General features: G+C 68.5%; 27 protein-coding genes and 1 pseudogene. 9 read left to right on the plus strand and 19 right to left on the minus strand.

Going from position 1 to position 26,154, the window contains the following annotated elements; genetic code table 11:
• Nucleotides 1-47: 47 nt before the first annotated feature.
• The 4 genes from AWC19_RS02110 to AWC19_RS02125 form a co-directional block, all read right to left on the minus strand.
• On the minus strand, nt 48-1,286 hold the full coding sequence (locus AWC19_RS02110) for a cytochrome P450 (RefSeq protein WP_085076440.1): 1,239 nt from the start codon (nt 1,284-1,286) through the stop codon (nt 48-50).
• Nucleotide 1,287: 1 nt separating this feature from the next.
• Nucleotides 1,288-1,482, minus strand: coding sequence for a ferredoxin (locus tag AWC19_RS02115; RefSeq protein WP_085076441.1), 195 nt, complete (start codon nt 1,480-1,482; stop codon nt 1,288-1,290).
• Between the two features lie 11 nt (nt 1,483-1,493).
• Nucleotides 1,494-2,168 (minus strand): TetR/AcrR family transcriptional regulator, encoded by a 675-nt coding sequence (locus tag AWC19_RS02120; RefSeq protein ID WP_085076442.1) that lies wholly within the window; start codon nt 2,166-2,168, stop codon nt 1,494-1,496.
• Nucleotides 2,169-2,338: 170 nt separating this feature from the next.
• The gene (locus AWC19_RS02125; protein WP_085076443.1) at nt 2,339-3,151 is read right to left on the minus strand and encodes an SDR family NAD(P)-dependent oxidoreductase; all 813 of its coding nucleotides are present in this window, start codon (nt 3,149-3,151) and stop codon (nt 2,339-2,341) included.
• A gap of 187 nt (nt 3,152-3,338) precedes the next feature.
• Between AWC19_RS02125 and AWC19_RS02130 the strand changes: the two genes are divergently transcribed.
• From AWC19_RS02130 to AWC19_RS02140, 3 genes and pseudogenes are all read left to right on the plus strand, one after another.
• Complete coding sequence (locus AWC19_RS02130) at nt 3,339-4,106, plus strand: SDR family oxidoreductase (protein ID WP_085076495.1); 768 nt, start codon at nt 3,339-3,341, stop codon at nt 4,104-4,106.
• A 29-nt stretch (nt 4,107-4,135) separates the two neighbouring features.
• On the plus strand, nt 4,136-4,792 hold the full coding sequence (locus AWC19_RS02135; protein WP_085076444.1) for an SDR family NAD(P)-dependent oxidoreductase: 657 nt from the start codon (nt 4,136-4,138) through the stop codon (nt 4,790-4,792).
• Nucleotides 4,791-4,931 (plus strand): annotated as a pseudogene (locus AWC19_RS02140) (multicopper oxidase domain-containing protein); the annotation flags it as partial. The gene AWC19_RS02135 and the pseudogene AWC19_RS02140, both read left to right, overlap by 2 nt.
• On the opposite strand, the gene AWC19_RS02145 reads toward AWC19_RS02140, so the two are convergent.
• The 8 genes from AWC19_RS02145 to AWC19_RS02180 are packed head-to-tail and all read right to left on the minus strand — an operon-like array spanning nt 4,919 to nt 14,055.
• Complete coding sequence (locus tag AWC19_RS02145; protein ID WP_085076446.1) at nt 4,919-5,752, minus strand: alpha/beta fold hydrolase; 834 nt, start codon at nt 5,750-5,752, stop codon at nt 4,919-4,921. The pseudogene AWC19_RS02140 and the gene AWC19_RS02145 overlap by 13 nt on opposite strands.
• A complete protein-coding gene (locus AWC19_RS02150; protein ID WP_085076447.1) occupies nt 5,749-6,741 on the minus strand; it encodes a cyclase family protein in 993 nt (330 codons plus the stop codon). The genes AWC19_RS02145 and AWC19_RS02150 overlap by 4 nt, the downstream gene beginning before the upstream one ends.
• Nucleotides 6,729-7,553, minus strand: a complete 825-nt coding sequence (locus tag AWC19_RS02155; protein ID WP_085076448.1) for a coniferyl-alcohol dehydrogenase — start codon at nt 7,551-7,553, stop codon at nt 6,729-6,731. The genes AWC19_RS02150 and AWC19_RS02155 overlap by 13 nt, the downstream gene beginning before the upstream one ends.
• Before the next feature lie 20 nt (nt 7,554-7,573).
• The gene (locus tag AWC19_RS02160; protein ID WP_085076449.1) at nt 7,574-8,884 is read right to left on the minus strand and encodes an LLM class flavin-dependent oxidoreductase; all 1,311 of its coding nucleotides are present in this window, start codon (nt 8,882-8,884) and stop codon (nt 7,574-7,576) included.
• A gap of 3 nt (nt 8,885-8,887) precedes the next feature.
• Nucleotides 8,888-10,627, minus strand: coding sequence for an FAD-binding protein (locus tag AWC19_RS02165; RefSeq protein WP_085076450.1), 1,740 nt, complete (start codon nt 10,625-10,627; stop codon nt 8,888-8,890).
• Nucleotides 10,624-11,541, minus strand: a complete 918-nt coding sequence (locus tag AWC19_RS02170) for a 3-carboxyethylcatechol 2,3-dioxygenase (protein ID WP_245848641.1) — start codon at nt 11,539-11,541, stop codon at nt 10,624-10,626. The genes AWC19_RS02165 and AWC19_RS02170 overlap by 4 nt, the downstream gene beginning before the upstream one ends.
• A complete protein-coding gene (locus AWC19_RS02175) occupies nt 11,489-13,192 on the minus strand; it encodes a bifunctional 3-(3-hydroxy-phenyl)propionate/3-hydroxycinnamic acid hydroxylase (RefSeq protein ID WP_085076452.1) in 1,704 nt (567 codons plus the stop codon). Before AWC19_RS02175 ends, AWC19_RS02170 begins: the two co-directional genes overlap by 53 nt.
• On the minus strand, nt 13,192-14,055 hold the full coding sequence (locus tag AWC19_RS02180; RefSeq protein WP_085076453.1) for an alpha/beta fold hydrolase: 864 nt from the start codon (nt 14,053-14,055) through the stop codon (nt 13,192-13,194). Before AWC19_RS02180 ends, AWC19_RS02175 begins: the two co-directional genes overlap by 1 nt.
• A gap of 119 nt (nt 14,056-14,174) precedes the next feature.
• Here AWC19_RS02180 and AWC19_RS02185 point away from each other — a divergent pair, with 119 nt between their 5' ends.
• The 3 genes from AWC19_RS02185 to AWC19_RS02195 all read left to right on the plus strand — a co-directional run bounded on the left by AWC19_RS02185 (nt 14,175) and on the right by AWC19_RS02195 (nt 17,541).
• Nucleotides 14,175-14,852, plus strand: a complete 678-nt coding sequence (locus AWC19_RS02185; RefSeq protein WP_085076454.1) for an IclR family transcriptional regulator — start codon at nt 14,175-14,177, stop codon at nt 14,850-14,852.
• Nucleotides 14,853-14,878: 26 nt separating this feature from the next.
• Nucleotides 14,879-16,495 (plus strand): FAD-dependent oxidoreductase, encoded by a 1,617-nt coding sequence (locus tag AWC19_RS02190; protein WP_085076455.1) that lies wholly within the window; start codon nt 14,879-14,881, stop codon nt 16,493-16,495.
• Between the two features lie 74 nt (nt 16,496-16,569).
• Nucleotides 16,570-17,541 (plus strand): dipeptidase, encoded by a 972-nt coding sequence (locus AWC19_RS02195; protein WP_085076456.1) that lies wholly within the window; start codon nt 16,570-16,572, stop codon nt 17,539-17,541.
• Here AWC19_RS02195 and AWC19_RS02200 read toward each other — a convergent pair.
• Nucleotides 17,534-17,908, minus strand: a complete 375-nt coding sequence (locus AWC19_RS02200; RefSeq protein ID WP_085076457.1) for an SgcJ/EcaC family oxidoreductase — start codon at nt 17,906-17,908, stop codon at nt 17,534-17,536. The genes AWC19_RS02195 and AWC19_RS02200 overlap by 8 nt on opposite strands.
• Before the next feature lie 94 nt (nt 17,909-18,002).
• Here AWC19_RS02200 and AWC19_RS02205 point away from each other — a divergent pair, with 94 nt between their 5' ends.
• Both AWC19_RS02205 and AWC19_RS02210 read left to right on the plus strand, forming a co-directional pair.
• Nucleotides 18,003-18,410, plus strand: coding sequence for a winged helix-turn-helix transcriptional regulator (locus AWC19_RS02205; RefSeq protein ID WP_085076458.1), 408 nt, complete (start codon nt 18,003-18,005; stop codon nt 18,408-18,410).
• Nucleotides 18,407-18,820 (plus strand): PPOX class F420-dependent oxidoreductase, encoded by a 414-nt coding sequence (locus AWC19_RS02210; protein WP_085076459.1) that lies wholly within the window; start codon nt 18,407-18,409, stop codon nt 18,818-18,820. The genes AWC19_RS02205 and AWC19_RS02210 overlap by 4 nt, the downstream gene beginning before the upstream one ends.
• Before the next feature lie 3 nt (nt 18,821-18,823).
• Here the strand turns inward: AWC19_RS02210 and meaB are convergent, their stop codons facing one another.
• Both meaB and AWC19_RS02220 read right to left on the minus strand, forming a co-directional pair.
• Nucleotides 18,824-19,696, minus strand: a complete 873-nt coding sequence (gene meaB / locus AWC19_RS02215; RefSeq protein WP_085076460.1) for a methylmalonyl Co-A mutase-associated GTPase MeaB — start codon at nt 19,694-19,696, stop codon at nt 18,824-18,826.
• Between the two features lie 3 nt (nt 19,697-19,699).
• The gene (locus tag AWC19_RS02220) at nt 19,700-20,839 is read right to left on the minus strand and encodes a thiolase family protein (RefSeq protein ID WP_085076496.1); all 1,140 of its coding nucleotides are present in this window, start codon (nt 20,837-20,839) and stop codon (nt 19,700-19,702) included.
• A gap of 151 nt (nt 20,840-20,990) precedes the next feature.
• Here AWC19_RS02220 and AWC19_RS02225 point away from each other — a divergent pair, with 151 nt between their 5' ends.
• A complete protein-coding gene (locus AWC19_RS02225; RefSeq protein WP_085076461.1) occupies nt 20,991-21,851 on the plus strand; it encodes a proline iminopeptidase-family hydrolase in 861 nt (286 codons plus the stop codon).
• A gap of 69 nt (nt 21,852-21,920) precedes the next feature.
• On the opposite strand, the gene AWC19_RS02230 is transcribed toward AWC19_RS02225, so the two are convergent.
• The 4 genes from AWC19_RS02230 to AWC19_RS02245 are packed head-to-tail and all read right to left on the minus strand — an operon-like array spanning nt 21,921 to nt 26,119.
• A complete protein-coding gene (locus AWC19_RS02230) occupies nt 21,921-22,688 on the minus strand; it encodes an enoyl-CoA hydratase/isomerase family protein (RefSeq protein ID WP_085076462.1) in 768 nt (255 codons plus the stop codon).
• 57 nt (nt 22,689-22,745) lie between these two features.
• The gene (locus AWC19_RS02235; RefSeq protein ID WP_085076463.1) at nt 22,746-23,843 is read right to left on the minus strand and encodes an acyl-CoA dehydrogenase family protein; all 1,098 of its coding nucleotides are present in this window, start codon (nt 23,841-23,843) and stop codon (nt 22,746-22,748) included.
• Nucleotides 23,830-24,735 carry an acyl-CoA dehydrogenase family protein gene (locus tag AWC19_RS02240; protein ID WP_085076464.1) on the minus strand — a complete coding sequence of 302 codons (906 nt, stop codon included), beginning with the start codon at nt 24,733-24,735 and terminating at the stop codon, nt 23,830-23,832. Before AWC19_RS02240 ends, AWC19_RS02235 begins: the two co-directional genes overlap by 14 nt.
• Complete coding sequence (locus AWC19_RS02245; protein WP_085076465.1) at nt 24,713-26,119, minus strand: class I adenylate-forming enzyme family protein; 1,407 nt, start codon at nt 26,117-26,119, stop codon at nt 24,713-24,715. Before AWC19_RS02245 ends, AWC19_RS02240 begins: the two co-directional genes overlap by 23 nt.
• Nucleotides 26,120-26,154 lie beyond the last annotated feature (35 nt).

Below are 26,154 nucleotides of genomic sequence, written 5' to 3' on the forward strand. Positions count from 1 at the left end.
CGTTGACCCTCCATTCGGATCGATTTCTTGAGCGTAGCCAGCTGGGATTACCAGGTCACGGGAAGTTCGTAGACGCCGTAGGCGAGCCGGTCGTGTTTGAACGGGATGTCGTCGATTCCGACGGCCAGCGCGAGCGTGGGGATGCGGCGGAACAACGTCCGGTAGACGATCTGCAGCTCGGCGCGGGCGAGCTGCTGGCCGACGCACTGGTGCCGGCCATAACCGAAGGCGACGTTGCGGTCCGCCCCCGACCGGTGCAAATACAACCGGTCCGGCTCGGTGAACACTTGCCGGTCCCAGTTGGCCGGCGCGAGGTCGATGATGATGCCTTCGCCGGCGCGGATGACCTCGCCCGCGACGGCGATGTCCTCGAGGGCCACCCGCCGCTGGCCGTTTTGGATGATGCTGAGGTAGCGCAGCAGCTCCTCGACCGCGTTCGCCACGACCTTGGGGTCCTCGGCGTCGCGGATGACCGCCAGCTGGTCAGGGTTTTCCAGGAGCGCCAGCACACCGAGACCGATCATGTTCGAGGTGGTTTCGTGCCCGGCGATCAACAGCCCGGTGCCCAATTGCGCGGCCTCTTTGACGCTGAGCTCGCCGGCCTTGACCCGCTCGGCCAGGTCGGAAACCGCGTCCTCGCTCGGGTTTTCCATCTTCGCCTCGACCAGTTGGGCGAGGTATTTGTTCAGGCTCATCGCGCCCTTGGCGGTGTCCTCACCGGTCGCGTACCGGGCTAGCCCGACGTTGGCGTGGTGCTGGAACATGTCGGCGTCTTCGTAGGGCACCCCGAGCAGCTGGCTGATCACCAGCGAGGGGACCGGCAGGGCCAGGGCGGTGACGATGTCGGCGGGCTTCGGACCGGCCAGCATCGCGTCGATGTGGTCGTCGGTGATCTGCTGGATCGTCGGGCGCAGCCCCTCGACCCGTTTGAAGGTGAAGGGTTTCGACAGCATCCGCCGGAACCGGGTGTGTTCTTCGCCGTCGGCGGTGAAGACGGATCGGGGACGCTTGTGCACGGTGGACAACATGCCGGCGTTCCAGTGCGGGAACCCCGGCGCCCGGTCGTCGACGCTGACTCGGGAGTCCGAAAACAGTTCCCGCACTTGCTCGTAGCCGGTGATTAGCCATGGGGTACTGCCGTCCCAGATTCGGACGCGGGTGAGCGGCTTGGCCTCGGCGAGCGCCATGACGTCCGGGGGTGGGGCGAACGGACAGCTCGGTTGCCTGGGCATCGGATACTCGGGAATCTCGGCCTCGGTGGCGGAGCCCGTCAAAGTGTCCGACATTTCATTCCTCGATGTGGATGGCCAGTGCGGGGCAGGCGGCGGCCGCGCGGCGGGCACCCTCGGTTTGCTCGCCCGAGGGGTGGGGATCGAGCAGGACGACCACGCCGTCGTCGTCGCGCTGGTCGAAGATTTCGGGCGCGTTCATCACGCAGTTCCCCGAAGATGCGCAAATGTTTTGGTCTACAGTTACTTTCATTTATGTGGTCCTTACTCGTACGGCGTCACGGGCGCCAGCCACAGGCCGACGATGGCGTCGATGAGTCCCGATGCCGCTGCGCGCCAAGAGGTTTGGTGCATTGTGGAACCGGCCGCCAGCGCGCGTTCCCGGTCCGCACAGGTGTGCATCAGCAGGTTGCGGGCCATGATGTTGCGTTCGAAACGCACCTCGGCCGGCAGGTCGGGCAAGCAGCTGTTGATGCCGTCGACGACTTGAACCAGCGACGGGGAGCTGAGCGCCCCCTTGACGATGATGTTGTAGTAGGCCGGATCGGTCATCGCCTGGGCCGCAAACCGCGCGTACCAGGTGGGCGCCCCATCACGGCCGAGCTCGGCCAGGTGGTCGGTGAGGGGCCGCACCAGGCAGGCCACCCAGTCACGCATGTGGGCGGAGCCCGGCGCGGCCAGCAGTTCGGCGACCATGTGTTCGCGAAGCTTCTCGACGGGTCCGCGGTGCTTCTGCTCGATGGCACGCACCAGGTCGGCCTTGGTGCCGAAGTGGTAACCGACCGCGGCGTTGTTGCCCTGCCCGGCGGCCTCGCTGACCTGCCGGTTAGACACGGCGAACATCCCGTGCTCGGCGTACAGCCGTTCGGCCGCCGCCAGGATCGCCTCCTGGGTGGAGCTGGCCCGCTCGGTGCGCACCGCCCTGCCCGCAGTGGTCATGGGGACCAGTCAACCGGTGCCCGCGCTTTAAGTCAAGCGCTTGATTTAATCGGCCGGGGCCACCCTCGGCGCATCGTCAGCTTCGGCATCGACGATCAGCGCACCGGCCGCATCAGCTGCGGGTGGACCGACGCAACGTCTGAAGCGCAGGGCGACGCGACCGCCGGACGTCAACCCTCGCGCTTCCTCGACCGGATCGGCTTGCCGGCGACCGTCCCGCCGTCCACCGGCAGCACCGTCCCGGTGACGTAGCGCGACCGGTCGGTGGCGAAGTACAGCGCCGCCTCGGCGATGTCGTCGGGCGTGCCTTCGCGCTTCAGCGGGCGGTCTTCGCGCATCGTCTGGCGAATGGACGCCTCGAACCGCACGAGCTGCTCGGCGTCCAGATTCACTGCCGACTTGGACACGATCGGCGTGGGGATGTTGCCCGGTGCGATCGCGTTGACCCGAATTTCGTAGTGCGCGAACTCGATTGCCGCACACTTGGTGAACTGGATAACGGCGGCTTTGGACGCGCGGTAGGTCATCACACCGGCGCCGGCCTGGATCCCGCCGATCGAGGTCACGTTGATGATCGATCCCCCGCCGCGTTCGGCCATGTACCTACCGGCCTCTCGGGTGCCCGCCATCACGCCCAGGACGTTGACCGCCATGACGCGGTGAAAATCGGCCAGGTCGTCGTCGAAGAACCGGCGATGCATCTTGCTCGAGATCCCGGCGTTGTTGACCATCACGTGCAAACCGCCGAACTTCTCGACGGCCGCCGACACCAGCGCGCCGACCTCGTCGGTATTTGAGACGTCCGTCCGCTGGAAGAAAGCGTCGGGTCCCAGCGCCGCCGCCAGCTGCTCGCCGTTGTCGGTCTCGACATCCGCGATGACGACGCGCGCGCCCTCGGCTACGAATCTTTCGACCATGCCGCGGCCCAGACCGGACGCACCGCCGGTGACGACGGCTACCTTGCCCGCGAGTTCGTCGGCCACACGACGAGTTAATCGGCGCCGCGCGTGTTAAGTCAAGCAGTTGATTTAGCGCCGCCGCCGCGCTTGTTTGGCCGAGTGCGGGCCGAGTGTGCGAGCTCCGGCGCTGCCTCACACCCGATCGCTCTCTCGGAGCATTGATGGAATGCTGTGGTCACCGCTTCATCGGCTACTTCGGGAAGGCTCGATCGTGAAGATTCTGGTTATCGGGGGCACCGGCCTCATCGGCTCACAGGTCATCGCCAATCTGACCCAGCTGGGGCACGAGGCGATCTCGGCCTCGCCGCGCTCGGGCGTCAACAGTGTCACCGGTGAAGGTCTCGCCGAGGCCGTGGCGGGCGCGCATACGGTAGTCGATGTGTCGAACTCGCCGTCCTTCGACGACGACCCCGTCATGCAGTTCTTCACCGCCTCGACCAGAAACCTTCTCGCCGCCGAACGCGAGGCCGGCGTCCAGCACCATGTCGCGCTCTCGATCGTGGGAGCCGACCGCGCCCTGGACAGTGGCTACATGCGGGCCAAGGTCGCGCAGGAGAAGCTGATCGAGGAGTCGGGAAACCGGTACTCCATCGTGCGGGCCACCCAGTTCTTCGAATTCGTCGGCGCCATCGCCGATTCCGCGACCGACGGCGACACGGTGCGGCTGCCCGTCGGGGCGTTCCAGCCCATCGCCGCCAAGGACGTCGCCACCGCCGTCAGCGGCGCAACGATCAGCGATCCGACCAACGGCATCACCAACATCGCCGGCCCCGAGAAGCGCGGCATGGCCGACTTCGTCCGGACCGCGCTGGCCGAGGCCGGCGATCCACGTCAGGTGGTGGGCGACAATACGGCCCGCTATTTCGGCACGACCCTCGACGAGCACACCATCGTTCCCCTCGACAGCGAGAACCCGACGATCTACCCCACCCGCTTCAGCGACTGGCTGGCCTCGCAGGCAGGCACCCGGACGCAGTAGGCGTCGGCGGGCCCGAGGGGCAACCACCGATGCCTCGGGTCGCACTGATCACCGGCGGCAGCCGCGGAATCGGCGCGGCCACGGCACGGGTACTCGCTGGACGCGGATTTCGGGTGGTGGTCAACCATCGCTTCAGCGCCCAGCAGGCGGAGGAGGTGGTCGCCGGCGTCACCGCGGCCGGCGGCGAGGCCGTCGCGATTCGGGCCGATGTCACCGTGCCCGAGGACATCTCCGCGATGGCCGACGCCATCGCGCGGCGCTGGGGCGGTGTCGACGCGCTGGTGCGCAACGCATTGATCCCGTTCGTCGTCACCTCGTTCGCCGACCTCAGTTGGGAGCAGCTGGGCGGCAAGGTGAACGCGGAGCGGCATGCCGCGTACCTGGTGACGAAGGCCGTTGTGCCGGGGAGGGTTTCGCGCGGGTACGGCCGGGTGGTCTATCTCAGCACCGGACTGTCGCGCCGTCTTCGCGACGGGATGATCGCGCTCGGCACGGCAGGGGCCGCTCTGGGCCAGTTCGTCCGGTACGTCGCGCTGGAGCTGGCGCCGCACGGGGTCACCGCCAACCTCGTCGCGCCGGCGACCGTCGGCGGGACCATGGTGACCGAGCAGCTCACGCCGGAGCGGGTCCGAACGCGCGGCATTCACGAAGAATTGATCGCCTATGTCGCCGATCAGGAGGGCTAAGGACACGGTCATCGTGCTGCCCAAGCGGAAGATCGCCGCCGTGCTGGTCGCCGACAACCCCGGTCTGTGGATGCTGCACTGCCACAACAGCTGTCACCAAGAGGCCGGGATGCAGACCCGGCCGGACTACACCTTCTGACGCGAGGCGGTTGCGAAGAAGTCCAGCAGCAACTCGTTGACGGCCGCGGGCTGCTCGATCTGCGGGCAGTGGCCGGCTCGCTCGACCACGGCCGAGCGAGCGCCGTCGATCTGTTTCGCGATCTGGGCCGCCCATCCGGACGGCAGGAGCTTGTCGTCGCCGCCCTCCACGATCAGCGCGGGCACGGCGATGCGCTCGTAGGCGCGCGCGCTGGACGGCGTGGCGGCCGGCGCGGCATCCGGGCGCCGAAATCGCGCCGCCGCCACGGCTTCCCAGGCGCCGGGCGCCACGCTGGACTCATAGCGGCGCCGCACGTAGTCCTCGTTCGCGGGGTAGGCGGGGTCGAAAAAGAGCGCCTCGACGATGCGCCGCATCGCCGGCAGGGTCGCGTCGTATTGCTGCAGCGCGTCGAAGCGCGGTCCCTTCCGGATCTCCCCGCCCCCGCAGATCGCCACCAACGAGCGCATCGGCAGCAGCGGCCTCTCCGACGTGGCGTCGGTGAGCAGGTTGATGGCGCCCATCGAGTTGCCGACGAAGTGCGCCGAATCGACACCGAGCGCCGCGCAGAAGCGGGCCACGTGCCGGATCCGCATGCCCCGCCCGTCGACGAAGTCGATCACCTTCGCCGACTGCCCGAACCCCAGCTGGTCCGGCGCCAGCACTCGGTGGCGCGCGGCGAGGGCCGCGATGTTGCGTTCCCAGCCGAGTTCGGCGCTGGCACCGAACTCGCCGCCGTGCAAAAGCACCACCGGGTCGCCGTCGCCGGCCTCCAGGTAGCTGGTGACCAGGCCGTCGACCACGATGGTCTTGCGGTGAATCATTTGATCGCGATCGGGTTCACCGGAGAGCCCACGGCGCCAACGACACTCAGGGGCGGGGCGACGAGCTGGAACTCGTAGACGCCGTCGGCGGCGCAGTCGTCGGCCAGCGCGGTGAGGTCCCAGTACTCGCCGAAGATCATCCCCATGTCACGCAGGCAAAGCAGATGCAGGGGAAAGGTGATCCCCTCGACGCCGGACACCAGGTCCTCGACCTGTAGGTTGTCGGCAGCGACCGCCGCGATCTCGTGATCGTGCAGCCACGAGGCGCATCGCCAGTCCAGCCCGGAATAGCCTTCGGTCTTGTTGCCGGTCAGCAAAAACCTTGCCCACCAGCCGGTCCGGATCAACACGATGTCACCGCGCCCGACGCTCACCTTTTGGGCGCGAACGACGTCATCCAGTTCCTCGGGCGTGATCGGGTTTCCGGCCTCGAGGAAGACCTCCGCGCCGCGATGCCGAACCAGGTCGAGCAGCACCCCGCGCGACGTGACGCCCTTGACGTCGACCTTGTCGATGCCGCAGTGGTAGGCCCCCATGCTGGTGACCGAATCCGCCGGGAAGCCGTTGTAGAGCTGATCGTCGTAATAGACGTGCGAGAGCGCATCCCATTGGCTGGCCGCCTGCAACGGCATGATGATCATGTCGTCGTTAAAGCGAAACGGGTCGTCGGCGGTCATGTAGCCGCTTAGCTGCTTGGCCAACGGGTTTCGGGCCCACTCGGGGCCGTACTTGGTCAGCGTGTTCGCGTCGCCACCGTCCACGGTCATCAGATGCACCGGGTTGTGCCGAAACTCGAAGGCGCCCTGCGGCCCCGCCGCACCAAAGTCCACGCCGAGCGGAAACACCTTGCCGTGCCGGACCAGGCCCGCCGCCTGGGCGACCTTTTCGGGGGTGATGAAGTTCAGCGTGCCCAGCTCGTCGTCGGCTCCCCAGCGTCCCCAGTTGGACACGTCGCGAGCGACGCGACGGAAGTCGGTTACGCCGGCCACGGTGCTTCCTCCTCGAGCTCACGGGCGATCGCGGCACCCACGTTCCCGCCGTCGACCCACAACACCTGGCCCGTAATGTAGCTGGCCGCAGGGCTATTCAGGAAGAGCAGGACCGACGCCTGCTCGGCGGGCACGGCAGCGCGGCCCAGCGGCTTGGGTATGGCGTCGAGGTAGCCCTGCCCGTAGGCGGTCCGCAGCTGGTCGAGGATCGGGGTCTCGGTCACCCCCGGGCCGGTGCAGTTGATGCGGATGCCCCGCGTGCCAAGGGGCGTCGCGCTGCGCATGGTGTACAGGATGATGGCTTCCTTGGACAGCTGGTAGCCGTTGCCGAGCACGTCCGGATGACGACGGCACCAGTCGATACCCTCTTGCATCGTCGCGGTATTCAGCAGCGGCGCCACCGACCGCAGGTGCTCGCGGTAGGCGGCCGCCGCAAGAGACGAGACGCTGACGATCGAAGCCCCCGGGCCCATCTTTGAAAGCAGCGCCTCGGTCACCTGGCGCAGGCCCAGGAAGTTGACGGTGACGACCAGCGCGGGGTCGCCGATGCCGGAGGAGACCCCGGCGACGTTGAACAGGGCATCCACCGGCCCGCCGACGGCGGCCACCACCCGGTCGATCGACGCCGGATCGGCGAGGTCGACCTCGTGAAACTCGTTGATAGCCAGGTCCGCTCGGCGCTTATCCAGCCCGACGACGTGCGCCCCGAGCTCGCTGAGCTGCCGCACCACGTGTGCTCCGATGCCCGACGCACAGCCGGTCACCACCGCGCGGCGGCCGTCGTAGCGCCACAGCTCGTCGATGCGCCCCAAGACTCACCCAGCTTCCGGTATCACTTGCGTTGCTGCTCCTGCTCCTTGGCGCGCTGGGCCGCCTGCACGCGCCCCTCGTTGATCTCCGCCATGGCCTCGGGGATCTCGCTGGCGGTGAACTTACCGCCGCGGCCGGTGGGAAGGCCGCCGAAGGAATAGTTCTCGTCGAATTGCGGCGCGGTCGACTCCGGCCGGCGAGCCTCGACCTTCTCGATGACGGGAGCCAGCCGGGCGGCCTTGTCGGCGACGGCCTTTTCGTCGCGCTCGATGAACTCAGGCAGCACCTCTTTGCCCATCAGCTCGATGGACTCCATGGTGCCCTCGTGGCTGCGCGGATTGAGCAGCAGGATGATCTCGTCGACGCCGCTTTCCTCGTAGCCGCGCAGGAATTCGCGCACGGTGGCAGGCGATCCGATCGCGCCGCGCCCGGGACCGTAGGCCAGCGTCGGGTCCTTGTCCACCTCTTCGAGGTAGCGCTTCCACACTCCCGTGCGCCCGGGGGTGTGCACGCCGGTCATGTAGTAGTGCATGATCCCGAACGAGAAGAAACCGCCGCCCTGTCCGAGCCGCTGCAACGCCTGCTCGTCGGTCTTGGCCACCATCATCGACAGGTCGCCTCCGATGGCCAGGATGTTGGGGTTGATACGCGGCGCGACCGGGACGCCGTTCTCCTCGAACTCCTTGTAGTAGCCGTTGACCCGCTCGGCCAGCGGCCCGGGACCGGTGTAGGCGAAACTCAAAGCGCCGATGGCCTTTTGGGCCGCCATCTGCACGCTGGCCGGCCGCGTGCAGGCGACCCAGACCGGCGGGTGCGGCTTTTGCATCGGCTTGGGGATGACGTTGCGGGCCGGCATCTGGATGTGCTCGCCCTCGAATCCGGCGAAGGGCTCTTCGATCATGCAGCGGATCGCGACCTCGAGCGCCTCCTCCCACTGCGCGCGCTTGTCGGCCGGATCGATGTTGAACCCGCCGAGTTCGCCCACGGACGAGGACTCGCCGGTGCCGAACTCGACGCGTCCGTTGGAGAGCAGGTCGAGGGTGGCGATGCGCTCGGCGACCCGGGCGGGATGATTGACCGCGGGCGGCAAATGCATGATGCCGAATCCGAGCCGGATATTCTTGGTCCGCTGGCTGGCGGCCGCCAGGAAGATTTCCGGCGCCGTGGAATGGCAGTACTCCTCGAGGAAGTGGTGCTCGGTGAGCCACACGGTGGAGAACCCCGCCTTGTCCGCCGCCTCGACCTCGTCCAGGCACTCCTGCAGCAGAACCCGCTCGTCGTCGGGGGCCCACGGGCGCGGCAGGGCGAATTCGTAGAACAGCGAGATCTTCATGTGCTACCTCCTAGGAGAATTAAGGGTCCGGCCCGCAAGGTGTTTCGCGGCGACGAAGCCAAACGTCATGGCCGGGCCGATGGTCGCCCCGGCGCCGGCGTAGCTGCGCCCCATCACGGGCGCCGCGGTGTTGCCGACGGCGTACAGCCCGTGAATGACGGTGTCGTCCGGGCGCAGCACCCGTGCGTATTCGTCGGTCCGCAGCCCTCCCGATGTGCCGAGGTCGCCGAGGATGACCCGGAAGGCGTAGTACGGCGGGTTGCCCAGCGGGTACAGGTTGGGGTTGGGCAACGTGGGGTCGCCGTAGTAGTTGTCGTAGACGCTGTCGCCGCGGTTGAAGTCGTCGTCGTGGCCCTTGCGGGCCAGTTCGTTGAAGCGGGCTGCGGTTTCGGCAAGCTGGCGCGCCGGCACGCCGATCTTGGCGGCCATGTCGTCCCAGCTCGTCGCCGACTTGACCACGCCCGACTCGAGCCACGCCCGCGGCATTTTGCGCCCGGTGGGCACCGGCGCTCCGGGGATCTTCGGGATCGGCAGGTGGCCGGCGATGACGTAGCGATTCCAGGAGCGGTGGTCGGTGATGAGCCAGCACGGGATGTGGGTGACCCCGGATTTCTGGCCCTCGATCATGGCGTGGCCGAAGTCCATGTAGGGCGCGGCCTCGTTGATGAACCTCTTGCCGTCCCCGTTGACGATGAACTGCGCCGGCATCATCCGTTCGTTGAGCATGAACTGCAGCCGGCCGTCCGGCCATTGGATGGCCGGGAACCACCAGGCCTCGTCGAGCAAGTCCGATGCGGCGCCCAGGCTTTGGCCCGCGCGGATGCCGTCTCCCATCGCCGCGGGGTTGCCGAAGCTCCAGTCCTGGTCCAGCACCGGCAGGTGCTCTTTGCGCCAGGCGAGGTCGTGGTCGAAGCCTCCAGACGCCAGGATCACGCCCCGGCGCGCGCCGATCCGCAGCGTCCCACCGTCCCGTTGCACCAGCGCGCCGGTCACGGCTCTGTCGGGGTCGGTGAGCAGTTCGGTCATCGGCGCGTCCAGCCACAGCGGGATGCCGCGTTCGCGCATCGCCAGGCGCAGCCGGGCGGCCAGCGACTGCCCGATCGCCGCCATCCGCTCGCCGAACACCCTGGCCCGCACCATGCGCGCCACCAGCTTCAGCAGCACGCCTTTGCCGGCCCACGACTGCCTGATCCGGTAGAACGTGCGAAGCTCTTTGGGTCCCAACCAGATTCCCCTGGGGGCAAGCGCCAGCGGTTTCAGCAGCTTCTGCTCGTCGGGCCCCAGCCGCCGCAGGTCGATGGGCGGCACATTGATGGTGCTGCCGAGCTCGGAGCCGCCGGGGAGTTCGGGGTAGTAGTCGGCATAGCCCGGCTTCCAGACGAACTCGAGCCATCCCGACTGCTGCTCGAGAAATTCGAGCAGCCGCGGCGCCGACTCGACGTATTGCCGGATGCGCGCCTCGCTGACCAAACCCTCGGTGATCTTCAGCAGGTACTCGACGACGCCCTCGGGGTCGGGGGCGTAGCCCTCCCTGCGCTGCGCGGGCGCCCCGGGAACCCAGATCCCGCCACCGGAAAGCGCGGTCGAACCGCCGAAATAGGAAGACTTTTCCACCACCAACGCGTCCAGCCCGGAGGAGTGGGCCGTCAGCGCGGCGGCCATTCCGCCGCCGCCGGACCCGACGATCAGCACGTCGACGACGTGGTCGAAGCCGTCCGGTGCCGTAGCGGATGAAGAGGTCATTTCGACACGGCCGTCCGGATGGCGAAGCCGGCGATCAGCTCCGCGGCCGGCTTGTAGAAGCGCACCGTGGTCTGGTAGGGCCCCGCGGTTTCCAGCGCCGCGAACGCCGCGACCCAGGTTCGGATCTCCTGCGCCGAGCTGCCCCCCTCGTAGACGACGAACGAGTTCGACCACTGGTCGACCTCGGAAAGGCGGCCCTCGTCGACGATTTCGAGAAAGCGGTGGTCCCACACCGGGTTGAGGGGTTGCAGTTCGCTCTCACCTTCGGCGAAGCTTTTGGCCGCCTCGATCACGGCCGCCTGCCGGGCCTGCCGTTGCTCGGCGGTCATCGGCCGACCGTCCACGATGCGTTCCCGCACCGCCGGCGCCGCGGTCGCCAGCGTCGGCACCGGCGGGCTGTGGGAAAGCCCGCCGGATCCCACCACGAGCACCCGCTTGTCGAGGCCGGCGAGAAAGGCGCCGACCGCGGCGCCCAGCGCCCGGCACCGATGCAATGGCCCCAGCGGCACGGCGATGGCGTTGACGAAGATCGGTATCACCGGGTGCGCGGTGGCGTTCCCGAAGAGTTTTTCCAGCGGCTGGACCGTGCCGTGGTCGACGTCCATGCTCGCCGATACCGCGACATCGACTCCGGCGGCGAGAACCGCGGTCGCGCAGTCGGTCGCCAGGTCTTCGGGCACGTTCAGCGGGCCCGCGTGGGTGCCGTAGTCGCCGACCCCGGTGGCGCGCGTGCCGATACAGAACGGCGGCATCGCCCTGTAGAAGAACCCGTTGTAGTGGTCCGGCGAGAAGATGACGACGAGCTCGGGGTCGTAACCTTCGACGAACTTTCGCGCGTCGGCGATGGCGCCCTCGATCTCGTCAAGCAGGCCCCGCGACGGCCCGGGGAGATTGAGGAGCGGGCTGTGCGACATACAGCACAGAGCCAGTGTCATCGGTCGGATCACCCCCTCCCGGCGTGAGTGCGAGGGCGTCGAGCAGCGACGCGCTCAGCTCGGGGGCGAGCTGGGCGATGCAAGCGCCCGCGATGCACCGGTCGGGCCGCAAGAACAACACCGATTCGGAGTGGGTGTCGAACCAGGACTTGAGACCGCCGTCGCGGTCGCCCACGACCGCGACGTCGGGGTCGTCGTGGCCGGCCCAGTGCAGCTGAGTCGAGGGCCGCAGCGCAAAGAAGCGGGCGCCCAAGGCTTTCCAGCTGGCGAACGCCTCCTCGCCGAGGATCTGGCGCGGGTTGTTGTTCCAGCACAGCACGGCGAGCCAATCGCCGAGCACGTCGTCCAACAGCACATCTTGCTGGTTGCGGGTGTCGACCCGGGGCTGGATGAACAGGGTGCCGACCGGCGAATCGGCGCGGCGCGGAGACGAGTGCACGACCGCGCCCTGCTCGTAGCGCGGCATCGGCTTGAAGCGCATCTCGAGCACGTATCGCTTGAGCGAGGGCACGATCGACGCCGACCGCACCAGCAGGTCTCGCGCCGCCGCGATCCGGCGGTCGGTCGGCGAGATGACCCGGCCCACCATGGTCGACAGGTCGATCATCGCCCGGGCGTGCTTGCGCCGTTCGACGTCGTAGGTGTCCAACAGCCGGTCGTCGGCGCGGCCCGTCACCACCGCGGCGAGCTTCCAGCCAAGGTTGGCGGCGTCGCGGATGCCGCTGTTGTAGCCCTGCCCCTGCCATACCGGCATCAGGTGCGCCGCGTCCCCGGCCAGCAGCAGCCGGCCACTGCGGAACGCGCCGGCGATGCGGGAATGATGGGTGTAGACCCGCCGGCGGATCACGTCGACGCGGTCGGGGTGCGGCACCATCCGCCCCAGCATCTGCGTCAAAAACGCCGGGTCCTCGGCCTGCTCGTCGGTCTCGTCGGCGCGAATCATGAACTCGAACCGGCGGATTCCGTGCGCGATCGAGATGGACGCGTACGGGCGTTCCGGGTCGGCGCCTACCTCGCTGTTGGGGTGGCCCAGCGGATCGTTGGCGACGTCGACGACCAGCCACCGCGTCGAAGACGTCGTCCCGTCGAAGGACACCCCCATCATGCGGCGGGTGGCGCTGCGCCCGCCGTCGCAGCCGACGACGTAGCGCGCCCGGACGACGGCGACGCCGTCATCGGTGCCGCACTCGACGGTCACGGCGTCGGCGGCCTGCACGCACGAGGTCATGGGGCGGTTCCACCACACGTCGACGTGATCGAATCTGTCCAGCCCTCGCAGCAACTCGGCGTCGACGAGCGGCTGAACGAAGCCGTTGCGCTTGGGCCAGCCGAAACGCGCGTCGGGCGGCGCCATTTCGGCCAGGACGCGGCGCTTGGCGTCGACGAAGCGCAGGATCTGGTTGGGCACGGTGTGGGGAAGGATGCGGTCGACCAGGCCGATCGACTGGAAGGTGCGCAGCGCCTCGTCGTCGAGCCCGACCCCGCGCGGATAGTCGATGAGCGAGTCGCGCTCGTCGACCACCAGCGTCCGGACCCCTTGCCGGCCAAGGATATTGGCCAGCGTCAGCCCGACCGGCCCCGCGCCGACCACCAGGACGTCGACCGAGGTGTCTTGCTCGGGGGGCTCCATCACCGGCCCAGCAGGAACTCGAGATGCAGGCGATTGAACGTCTTGGCGTCCTCGTACTGCGGCCAATGGCCGCAGCCGGGCATCACCTCGAAGCGCGCCCCGGGGATCATCGACGCGATCCGCCGGCCCTCCGTCACGTCCGCGGTCGGGTCGTCGCTCGTCCACAGCACCAGCGTCGGGGCGACGATCGCGCCGTACTCGTCCGGCCCGAGCAGGTTACGCGCCCGAATCTCGGGGTCCTGCAACGCCATGATGTCGCGCATGGCGGCGACGAATCCCGGTTGGCGATATACCCTTTGGCGGCTGGCGACCAGGTCGTCGTAGTCCTTGGACTTGTCGGCCATCAGCCACTTGATCCGCGCCTGCACCGTCTCCCAGGTCGGGTCCTCGGCGGCCGCCATGGACAGCGTGATGATCCGCTGCATCACCACCGGATCGGCCTGGGAGCCGCCGGCGGTGTTGAGGACCAGCCGGTCCACCACGTCCGGATGGTCGACGGCGGCGCGGGCGGCCACCCAGCCGCCGAGCGATTCGCCGCTCAGGCAGGCCCGGTTGACGCCGATGGCGCGCAGCACGGCCATCAGGTGCTCGACGTAGTGGCGGACCTCTAGCGGGTGGCCCGGCTTGTCGGTGTAGCCGTGGCCCAGCATGTCGATCGACCAGGTCCAGAAGTGCTCGCCGTGCGCGGCCAGGTTGCGGACGTAGGCCTCGGCGTGACCTCCGGACCCGTGCAACAGGATCAGCACCGGCTTGCCGGGATCACCGGAGCGCAGGTACCGCGTGCGCACTCCGCCCGCTTCGAGGTAGCCCTGCTCGAATGCGACGCCCTGGAGATCGCTCCATATGCTCTCGAACTCCGCCACGGTTCCTCTCTGGCGTGGGAAATCTGGTTCTCGTATTCGACCCACTATGTGTGCTAATATCGCTCACTGATGTGCGATATATATAGAGCTTGGCTCTCGCCCGGTGGTATGTCAAGGCCATGACGGGCTCCGGGACCGGTTCGCAGACGCTGGCGCGGGGTCTTTCCGCGCTGCAGATGGTGTCCGAGTCACCGGCCGGGCTCACGGTGCAGCAGCTCGCCGACCAACTCGGGGTGCATCGCACCATCGCCCACCGGCTGCTAGCGACGTTGGCCGAATTCCGTTTGGTGACAAAGGGAATGGACGGGCGCTACCGGCCCGGGGCCGGCCTGGCCGTGCTCGGCGCGTCCTTCGACCGCAACGTGCGCCAACTCAGCCTGCCGACGCTGCGCGCGCTGGCCGACGATCTCGGCACCACCGTGTCGCTGCTGGTCGCCGAGGGCGACCAGCAGGTGGCGATCGCGGTCATCGTGCCCAGCCACGTCGCCTACCAACTCTCCTTCCACGAGGGCAGCCGCTATCCGCTCGACCGCGGCGCCGCGGGCATCGCCCTGTTGGCGAGCATGCCGCCGCGCCCGGGAGAACGGGATCTGGTCACCGAGGCCCGCGAGCGCGGCTGGGTGACGACGTACGGGGAGATCGAACCGAACACCTACGGTCTGGCCGTGCCCGTCCACCGTCAGGCACCCTCCCCGCCGACGTGCATCAACCTCATCTCCCACCGCGAAGACGTGGTGATGCGCGGCAAGGACGCGGTCGTCACCGCCGCCAAGCAGTTGTCCGAGCTACTGAACTAACCACAGCGCTGGAGGGATAGCAGTAAATGCCTTGGGACCACGAAGTCGATGTAGTCGTGCTCGGGAGCGGCGGCGCCGGGCTCACGGCCGCCCTGGCGGCGGCGGTCGCCGGCGCCTCGGTGGATGTTTTCGAAAAGGCGCCCACCGTCGGCGGCACCACCGCGGTGTCGGGCGGCATTGCGTGGATTCCCGCCCACAACCGTTCTCCCGACGGGGAATTGACGGTGTCAGACGCCCTGCGCTACCTGCGCGCGCAGTCGTTGGGCTCGATGGACGACGCGCTGGTCGAGACGTTCGTGCGAAGCGGCGCGGCGATGCTCGACTTCGTCGAGGCCCACAGCGGCGTGCGCTTCGAGATCGCCGAGGGCTTCCCCGACTACCGGCCGGAGCTGCCGGGCGGGCGGCCGACCGGGGGGCGGTCGCACAGCCCCGCCGCTTTCGATCTGAACGAGCTCGGCGAGTGGGGCGCGCGCATCACGTCGTTTCCCGCCGATTGGTCCAACGTCGGATTCGACGCCGAAACCCGCGCGCGGCTGCACGCGGCGATCGACGAGAAAACCAGCGACCTGTGCGTCGCCGGCACCGCCCTGGTCGCGGGGCTGCTCCGGGGCGTGTTGGATGCCGGCGTGACGGTGCGGGTGAATGCCAGGGCCGAACAGCTCATCGCCGAAGGCGGCGAGATCACCGGGGTCCGCGTCGCGCTGAAAGGCCGCGGCGTGGACGTGCGCGCGCGCCGCGGGGTTATCCTGGCCACCGGTGGCTTCGAGTGGGATCCTGTTCTGGCGCAGGCGTTTTTGCGCGGCCCGATGCACGGAGCGGTGTCCCCGCCGAACAACACCGGCGACGGGCTGCGGATGGCGATGGCCCACGGGGCGGACCTGGCCAACATGGGCGAGGCCTGGTGGGTGCCGATCGTGCAGATCCCGGGCGACACCATCGACGGCAAGCCGCGCAGCCGCAGCGTCCGGTTGGAACGCACCCGGCCAAGGAGCATCATCGTCAATTCGGCGGGGCGGCGGTTCGTCAACGAGGCCTGCGACTACAACTCGATGGCCGGCGCGTTCCAGTATCTCGATCCGCGCGGCGGCTATGTCAACGACCGCGCCTGGATGGTGTTCGACTCGGTTCACTTGCAGCGCTACGGATTTCTCGGTGTCGAACCCGGACAGCCGGCTCCTGACTGGTATTGCGAGTCGGCGGATCTCGCGGAGTTGGCGGCCAAGACCGGCATCGACGCCGACGGCCTCAGCCGAACCATCGAGGAATGGAATCGGCATGTGGCCTCGGGCGCCGATCCCGACTTCGGCCGCGGTTCCAGTGCCTACGACGGGTATTGGGGCGATCAGAGCGCGCCGACGCTCGCGGGAAAGACTCTGGGGCCGATCGACACCGCGCCCTTTTACGCGGTGCCGGTGCGCATCGGTGCGATGGGCACCAAGGGCGGGCCGCGCACCGACGACGACGGCCGCGTCCTGCACGTCAGCGGCGAGCCGATACCGGGTTTGTTCGCGGCGGGCAACGCCATGGGCGGCGTCACCGGACGGGCCTACGGCGGCGCCGGTGGAACCATCGGGCCCGCAATGGTTTTCGGATACCGCGCGGGCCACGCCGCCGCCACCGGGAAGTCGATCGACCTTCAGTAGCGCCGGCACTGTAATTTGCCGAAGCGGCCCGAGACCTTCCCATTTTCACCTCGCCGCGTGGGAGAATGGGCCGTATGGCGTTGCTCCTGTGGGATCAACACACGTGTCTGCCGTTGCAGGCCGGCGCCGCCGTCGAGCCGTTGACCCGCTACCGGCGCGACGGCGGCGCGTTGGTGTCAATCAACGCCGGGTATGCGCCCCACGCCTTCGGCGACGCTGTAACGCTGCTACGGCACTACCGCGCCGCGGTCGATGACCACCCGCAGCTGGAGCTGGCGGCCAGCCTCGACGACGTCGATGCGATCACCCGCGCGGATCGGATCGCGGTGGTTTTCGATTTGGAAGATTCCGCCCCGCTCGACGGTGATCTCGACAACCTGGGGCCGTTGCGGGCCCTCGGCGTTCGCACGCTGCTTCCCACCTACAACCACGCGAACCGCGCCGGCAGCGGCTGCCTGGACGCCACCGACGGCGGCCTGACCGGCTGGGGACGCGCGCTGGTCGCCGCGATGAACGCGGTGGGCATCGTGCCGGACGGGTCTCATTGCAGCGCCCGCACCGGCCTGGACATGTGCGAGATATCCAGCGGCCCAGTCATTTACAGCCACTCCTGCATGCGCAGCGTCTGGGATCATCCACGCAACATCACCGACGAGCAGGCCCGGGCGTGTGCGGCCACCGGCGGCGTCGTCGGAATCACCGGTGTCGGCATCTTCCTCGGGCCCAACACCCCCACCCTCGGGGCGATGACCCGACACCTCGAGCACGCCGTCGATGTCGTTGGCATTGAGCACGTGGGCGTCAGCACCGACTTCTCGTTCGACTCCGCCGACTTCGTCGACGAGGCGGCGCGCAATCCGCACTTGTTCGACGAGAGCTACACCCGTTGGGGGCCGATCCAGTGGATGCCGCCAGAGACCTTCCTGGGGCTCGAGGAGCATCTGTGTCGGCGCGGGTGGAGCGACACCGAGATCGAAGCGGTGCTGGGCGGGAATTTCCGTCGGGTGGCCCAGCAGGCCTGGAGCTCGACCGGAACGGTTAGCTGAAAGCGCCGGTGATGGCCGCCATGTCGAAGTAGTCGCGCCACGCCGCGATCTTGCCGTCCCGCACCTCGAACACGCCCATCACCGGCAACGGGATCTCGCCGCCGCCCTTGCGCCGCATTACGTCGGTGCGTTCGTTCATCACCACCCGCCCATCGCCGACCTGCCGATGCACGTTGAAGTCGATACCGTCAAACGCGGCGACAAACCCTGCGATGAACTCCCTGATCGCATCCCGGCCCTGCACCGGATCCATCGGGATGTTGTGGTAGACGGCATCTTCGGTGAAATAGCCCGCCAGCTCGTCCGGGTCGGGCGCGGCCCAGCGTCGGCAGAATTCCGTCACCAGCTCGTCAGCAGAACGCGTCATGCTGACATGAAACCCGCCGGCGTGCCGGAAGACAAGCTCGGGTGTGATACTATCTTGACGATAGTTTACTATCTATTTGATAAATCGTTTCGGCATGGACCGTGACCCCGGGACCTGGTTACCGTACTGCCCCTACTACGCGGTGGCCGGCGAGATGCTGTCCCGCCGCTGGGCGCCCGCGGTGCTGCGCGCCTTGGTCACCGGCCCCAAGCGGTTCGGCGAGATCGCCGCGGCGATACCGGATATGACCGACAAGCTGCTGTCTCAGCGGCTCAAGGATTTTGAAGAGCAGGGCTTGGTCGAGCGGTCCCTCGGCAGCGGTCGGCCGCCGCGGGTCGAGTACCGGTTGACAGAAAAGGGCGTCGAGCTCGGTGACATCCTGCTCGACGTCAATCGATGGGCGCTGAAGTGGATCGATCTGCCGGAGCGCCGACGCGCCACGCACGCGCCAGTAACCCGCCGATCACGATCCAACGCCGCCCAAGTGAAGGGAACGCAATGAAGCTCGACGACAACGCGCGCAGTTTCATCGGCCGCGGAGCCGACGCCACACTGGTCACGATCAACCCGGACGGCAGCCCGCAGGTGTCGGTCGTGTGGGTTGCCCTGCAGTCGACTCCCGAAGGCGACGAATTGGTCAGTGCGCACCTAAGCGAATATCAGAAGACGCGCAACATCCGCCGGGACCCGCGCGTGGCCGTCACCATCCTGTCCAAGGACCACCCGGGGCAGCAGACCCCATATCTCTCGATCACCGGGTCGGCACGGATCGTCGAGGGCGGGGCCCCCGAACTGCTGACCGAACTGGCGGAGGTGATGCTCGGTTCCAGCGAGCACTTTCCCCCGCGCAATTCGCCGCCAGGGCTGCTGACCAGGATTCGCATCGAAAAGGTGGGCGGCCTCGGCGTCTAGCCGTCATTCCGGCTGCCTTGGCGCCAACAGCTTTTCGGCGGCGGTGTAGGGATCGTCGTGGCCGTCGACCACCGCCTCGGCCAGCCGATCCAAATCCGGCTCGGTGCGCAGGCGGGTTTGCGCCAGCGACAGGATCTGCGCTCGGGCGCGCGCCAACCGCCGTTCCCGGCTGTCGGTTCGTCGATGATCGTCGATGGCGGCCATCAGCTCGGCGACGCCCTCGCCGCGCGCGGCGACCAGGCTGACGATCGGGGCCTTGGTTTCGGCGCGCAAATCCCGGACCGTCTGTTCGGCGCCCTCCCGGTCGGCCTTGTTGACCGCGACGATGTCGGCCACTTCCAGGACGCCGGCCTTGGCGGCTTGCACGGCGTCGCCCGCGCCGGGATTGAGGATGACGATGGTCGGGTCGGCGACCGCGGCGATTTCGACCTCCGACTGGCCCACGCCGACGGTCTCCAGCAAGACGACGCCGTAACCGATCGCGCCGAGCAGCCGGATCGCCGCCGGGACCGCGGCGGCCAGGCCCCCGAGGTGGCCGCGGGTCGCCACCGAGCGGATCAGGACGTCAGAGTCGTTGATGTGCGCGGTCATTCGGATGCGATCACCGAGCAGCGCGCCACCGCTGAACGGCGACGACGGGTCCACCGCGAGCACGGCCACGCGGGACCCGCGCGCCCGGTACGCGCCCACCAGGGCGGCGATCGTCGTCGACTTGCCCGCGCCCGGCGGTCCGGTGAGGCCTATCACGTCGATCGGTGCGGGCTCGACAACGGCGAGCACCTCGTCGCGCCGCTCGCTCTCGACGAGGCTGAGTAGCCGACCCGCCGCGCGCTGGGATCCGTTGCGCGCGCTGGCGATCAGGTCGGCGATGGTCATGCGCTACGGGGCCGGAACCTCGATGACGGTGGCCGAACCCATTCCGCCGCCCGCGCACATGGCGGCGACACCGATTCCGCCTCCGCGGCGGCGCAATTCGTGCACCAGCGTAACCAACATCCGCGCGCCGGTCGCCGCCACGGGATGTCCCAGCGAGCAGCCGCTGCCGCTGACGTTGACCTTGTCGGGGTCCAAGTCGAGCAGCTTGATGGTGGCCACGCACATCGCCGCGAACGCCTCGTTGATTTCGAACAGGTCCACGTCGGCGATCGAAAGGCCGCCTCGGGCAAGGGCTTTCGGGATGGCCTCCACGGGCGCCAGGCCGGTGATCGCGGGGTCGACCCCGACCGACGCCCAGGACCGCACCGTGGCCAGCGCGGGCAGCCCCAGCGCGTCACTGGCGATGGTGAGCACCGCGGCGCCGTCGTTGGCGCCACAGGCGTTGCCCGCGGTGATCGAGAAGCCCTCGATCTCCGGATGCAGCGGCTTGAGCGCGGCCAGCTTCTCCATGCTGGTGTCACGGCGCGGATGCTCGTCGACCGCGAACAACCCGTGCGGCGTCTCGATGGGAACGATCTCTTCCTTGAAGCGGCCCTCGTCGATGGCCGCGATCGCGTTGCGGTGCGACCGCAGCGCCCACGCGTCCATCTCCTCGCGGCTCACCCCCGCCTTGACCGCGGCGTTCCAGCCCACGGTGATCGACATGTCGAGGTTCGGCGCGTCCGGCCGGTCGGGGTGCGTCGGGGGGAACCAGTCCACCCACTCGCCGTCGACCTGCATCCGCGACCGTGGCGACGTCGACGCCGAGTTCACCCCGCCGGCGATCACCAGTTGGTCCATGCCGGCGCGGACACTGGCGGCCGCGCTTTGCACGGCGGCCTGGCCGGCCGCGCAATGCCGGTTGTTGGCCAGCCCCGGCACCTGCGGCAGGCCCGCCGTGATGGCCGCGTGGCGGGCGACCACGCCGCCCCCGTAGAGGCCCTCGCCCAGGACCACGTCGTCGACCTGGGTCGGGTCCAGCTCCTTCGCCGCCTCGCTGACCACATGGTTGGCTAGGTCGAACGCGCTGGTATCGCGCAGCGTCCCCTTCTTGGCGGTGCCGATGGGGGTGCGCAGGGCGGACACGATGAGGGCTTCGGGCACGGGTTTCTCCAGTTCGGCGAGCATATTGCGGGGCATTGCGAGAACATTATTCTCTCATTTCGAGAGTACGAGTTGCAAGGAGACCGGCTCCCGGGCGCGCCGGCGCGCGGCGGCGTCACGGGTTTGCGATGGTGGGTGGATGACTCAGGGGATGATCGCGGTCCCGGGCGGAAACGTCTGGTTCGCGCGGGTCGGGGGCGGAACCGGCCTTCCCCTGCTGGCGGTACACGGCGGCCCCGGATTACCACACGACTACATGATTTCCCTGCGGCGCTTGGCCGACGAGCGGGAGGTCATCTTCTGGGATCAGCTGGGGTGCGGGAGGTCCGAACGGCCGTCTGCTACCCAACTGTGGACGATGGAACGCGCGGTCGCCGAAATGGACGCCGTGGTGAAGGCCCTGGGCCTGAACCGGTTCCACATCTTCGGCAATTCGTGGGGCGGGATGCTGGCCCAGCAGTACGCCTTGGATGTGCCCTCGGGCGCGGCCAGCCTGACCATCTCCAACAGCTTTGCATCGATTCCCGAGTTCTCGAAGACGGTGGCCCGCTTGAAGTCCGAGCTCGACCCGGCGACTCAATCAGCCATTGACCGCCATGAAGCGGCGGGCACCCTCTACGCGCCGGAATACCGGGCCGCGATCCGCACCTGGAACGAAACTCATCTGTGCCGCGTTCGTCCGTGGCCGCCCGAGCTCGAGGGCGCGTTCCGGACCATGAACAACGAGCTCTACCGGACCATGTTCGGGCCGAGCAACTTTCGCATCGTGGGCACCATCCGCGGCTGGGACGTGCTCGACCGGCTGGTCAAAATCGCCGTGCCGACGCTGATCCTGGCGGCCCGGTATGACGAATGCGTTCCCGAGCACATGTGGGAAATGCACACGCGCATACCGGATTCGCGATTCGAGCTGTTCGAGTCCACCGCCCACATGCCGTTCATCGAGGAGCCGGAGAAGTTCGATCGCGTGATGCGGGACTTTTTGGCCGCGCACGACGCGGCGCGGGCGTAACGGTGCTGCGAAAAGTCACGCGGAAAATCGCAGTGGCGTCGCGCCCGCGACGGGCAGGCCACCAGCGCGTCAGTTCTTGCCGGCGTTGAGCTTGGCAATGATCGAGCGGAAGTCTTCGGTCGTGAAGGACTGGTGCTCGGCCGAAAGCGCATAGTCCAGGCTGGCCAGCACCGCGCGCTCGAGATGAATGTTGAGCACCCGCTTGGTGCTCTCGACCGCCTGCTGGGGCAGCTCCAGAATCTTCTTGGCGCAGGCGATGGCCTCGGCCAGCGGGTCGGCGACGACATGATTGGCCAACCCCACTTCGACGGCGCGTTGGGCGCTGATCCGCGCGCCGGTCAGCGCGTACTCCTTGGCGAGCAGCAGGCTGATGTGCAGCGGCCAGGTCAACGGCCCGCCGTCGGCGGCGACGAGCCCCACCTGCACGTGCGGATCGGCGAGGTACGCGTCCTCGGCGATGTAGACAATGTCGCTCAGCGCCACCAGGCTGCAGCCCAGCCCGACGGCCGGCCCGTTCACCGCGGCCACCACCGGGATTCGGCAGCGCGCCATGCCCAGCACGATCTCCCGCCCGTCGCGGATGGTCTTGGCGCGCAGGTCCGCGTCGTTCGCCAGCTCCTGCAGGTACGCGAAGTCGCCGCCGGCCGAAAACGCCCTGCCGGCCCCGGTGATCACCGCGGCGCGGGCCGTGGGGTCGTCGGTCAAACGCTGCCACAAGCGCGCGAGCCCGACGTGCAGGTCGTCGTTGACCGAGTTGAGCGAATCCGGGCGGTTCAGGGTGATGATCCGCAGCGGCCCGTCGGCGCGGACGTCGATTTCGGTTGGCATGTCGTACATGTCAGACTCCTTCTATGGTCGTGACCCGCTTCACCCGAGCTTCGCCCGCGTTCGCGATCACTCCAACAGTCCCAAGATTCGCGACGCGATGATGTTCTTCTGTATCTGCGAGGTTCCACCCATCACGCTCTGCGCGCGGCTGTACAGGTAGGCGCTCAACAGGTCCGGGTCGCGGGTGCCCGCGACCGCCAGCGCGGCGTGCCCGACGGATTGTTCGACCCAGGTCATCAGCAGCTTGTCGAGCGATCCCTCGGGCCCGTGCGACACGCCGTCCAGCTGTTCGGAAAGGCGCCGCCGGACGTGGTGGGTCAGCATCTCGGACTCCACCGCGGCCCAGGCCAGCTCCTCGGGCACCGGGCCGTCGCGATCATCCCAGCGCGCGAACAGGTCTCGGACCAGCTTGCCGTACCGGGCCGCGTAACCGAGGGTGGCGGGTTCGCGCTCGTGTCCGACGACGGTCATGGCGACGGCCCACCCTTCGCCGGGCGCGCCGACCATCCGATCCGCCGGCACTCTGGCGCCGTCTAAAAACACCTGACCGAACTCGTTGGTGACCCCGTTCATCATGCGCAGCGGGCGCTGTTGCACCCCGGGCTGTTTCATCTCGAGGACGAACGCCGACAGCCCGCGGTGACGCTTGGCCTCGGGGTCGGTGCGGGCCAACAGCAGGCACCAGTCGGCGACGTCGGAGTAGCTGGTCCAAATCTTGTGCCCGTGGACTACATACGTGTCGCCCTCGAGGGTGGCGGTGGTGGTCAGCGACGCCAGATCCGAGCCGGCGCCGGGTTCGCTGAAGCCCTGGCACCATCGCTCGGTGCCGTTGATGATGCCGGGCAGGAACCGCTTGCGCAATTCCTCGCCGGCATGGCGACCGATGCCGTAGACGAGGTAGCCGACGCTGGGGCGCGGCGGGGCGCCGGCGCGCACCAGTTCTTCGTCGACGATGACGTCGTAGACGGGCGGCAGGTCTTGGCCGCCGTAGTCGCGAGGCCAGGACAGGCCGAAGAAGCCGTTGTCGTACAAGGCGCGATGCCAGTCGGCCATGCGCTGCCAGTATTCGTCTCCCGACCCGGAGTATCGCTTGGCGTTCTTTGAAAGCCAACGGCGCAGCCGCTCCCTGAAGGCGGCCTCGTCGGGCGAATCACGAAAGTCCAAAGTCGATCTCCTTACATGTGACCGGCCACAACTCGGTCGATGTGAGCGCGCGCCGCAGGTAGACGTGGATCAGGCAGTCCCAGGTGTTGCCGATGCCGCCGTGCACCTGCACGGCGGTCTCGCAGACGGTGCGGGTGGCGCGCGCGCAGTAGACCTTGGCGACCTGAGCGGCCCGAATGGCCTCGGCGGGCGCCAGCTCGTCGACGGCCCAGGCGGCGTGGCGCAGCACGCTGACCGAACCCTCAATCAGGGCAAGGCTTTCCGCCAACAGGTGGGCGACGGCCTGATAGGAGCCGATCGTCTTGCCGTATTGCTCGCGGATTTTCGCGTAGTCGCAGGCGACGGCGTGCGCGCCGCGGGCGATACCGACCAGGTCCGCGGAGGTGGTGACAAGCGCGAGGGCCAGCCATCGCGCCGACGCGTCGGGGCCCACCTGACCGAGCGGTTGCGGCGAGCCCGCCGGCTGCGCCTCGGTCCGGGTCAGGTCCGCGCCGCCGTTGCCCGGCCCCACTCCCGTCGCCAAAACCGTGGCGTCGCAAAGCGATAACGCCCTGTTGGCGCCCCGGGCGTCGATCACCCGGCCGTCGACCGCGATGGTCGCCGTCCGGGCGTCGGTAGCGACGTGACGCGCCAGGTCGTCGGCCAGCACCGGCCCGAGAAACGGCGCGTCGACCAGCCGCCGCCCGAACTCCTCGGCGACGATGGCCACTTCGACGCCGGAAGCCCCGTCGGAACGCAGCGAACGCCAGCCCGTCGTCTCGATCTGCCTGTCCAGCCGCGCGGTTCGGCTCGCGTCGTCGAGGTCCTGCACCGCCCCCGGTCCGAGGTCGTCGGCCAGCTTGGCCGCGGCGTCCCGCAGTTGCTGCTGTTCAGACGTCAGACGTACATCCATACCTCTCCTTGAGCGCTCGGCGCAGCACCTTGCCCGAGGGCAGGCGCGGTATATCGTCCACGAACACGACGCGGCTCAGGCGCTTGTAGGACGCGAGCCGCGCCTGCACCAGGGCGGTGAGCTCGGCGGCGTCCACCGGCACGCGCGCGGCGACGGCGGCGACGATCGCCTCGCCGTTGACGGCGTCGGGAACACCGAACACCGCGCAGTCATTGACCGCCGGGTGCGCCTGCAACACCGCCTCGATTTCGGCCGGCGCGACCTGGAAGCCGCGCACCTTGATCATCTCCTTGAGGCGGTCGGTGATTCGCAGCCACCCGTCCCGGTCCAGCCAACCGATGTCACCGGTGCGATACCAGCCGTCGCGCAGCGCCTCGGCGGTCGTCTCGGACGGAAGGTAGCCGGCCATAAGCGACAACGACCGCGCCTGGATCTCGCCGACCTCCCCCGGGCCGACCGGCTCGCCGGTGTCCAGCGAGACCACCCGCAAATCCACGCCCGGCACCGGGCGCCCCACGGAGTCCAGCCGGGCCTTATCGAGCGGGTTGCACGCGATGACGGGCAATTCCGTTGTGCCGTAAGCGGGGAGCCATCCGACGCCGGTCCGCCGGGTGACCGTCTCGGCGACGCCGGGACTGACCGGCGTGGCCCCCCACATGATGAACCGCAGCGACGACAGGTCGTAGGACTCGAGCGCGGGGTGCGAGGCCATGGCCAGCGCGATGGGCGCAACCGCCATTTCGACTGTGATGCGGTCGTTTTCGATGTGATGCAGCATCCGGTCGATGTCGAAACGAGGATGCAGCCGCAGCCAGGCGCCGGTCCGTAGCGCGGTGAGGGTGTTGAGCAGGCCGAGGATGTGGGACGGGGGCGTGGCGATTTGGATGCGGTCGCGCCGCGTCAGTCCCAGCGCATCGCGCCAGTGCCCCACGGCCTCTGCCAACGACGCGTGGGTATGCCGGACCGCCTTGGGCAGGCCGGTGGTGCCGGAACTGAAGACCAGCACGGCGTCGCACGTGCACGGCGGGCGCCCCGAAACCACCGGCTCGCCGGGTCCGATCGGCTCGTCGAGGTGCAGCATCGGCATCAGCCCGGCCAGCACGGGGTGGTCGCCGACGGCGTGCGCGGGGTTCGTGATTGCGAGCGCCTGCTCGACCTCGTCGCGCTTCCACGCGGGGCTGACGAGCACCGCGGTGGCGCCCAGCCGCCAGATCGCCAGCACCACGGCCACGAACTCCGGCCGATTGGACGCCATGACCGCGACCCGCTGCCCCGCGCCGACACCTCGCTTGGTCAGCGCGGCCGCCAGGCCGTCGGCCAGCGCGTCGAGCTCGGGCGCGCCGAATCGCCGGTCCTCGAAGACGAGCGCCGGCGGCTCGGCCACGTCGGTCCCTCCCAGCAGTCCGGGTGTTTGAGAAG

Origin of the sequence: Mycobacterium palustre, from assembly GCF_002101785.1 — a bacterium.
Lineage (GTDB): Bacteria > Actinomycetota > Actinomycetes > Mycobacteriales > Mycobacteriaceae > Mycobacterium > Mycobacterium palustre.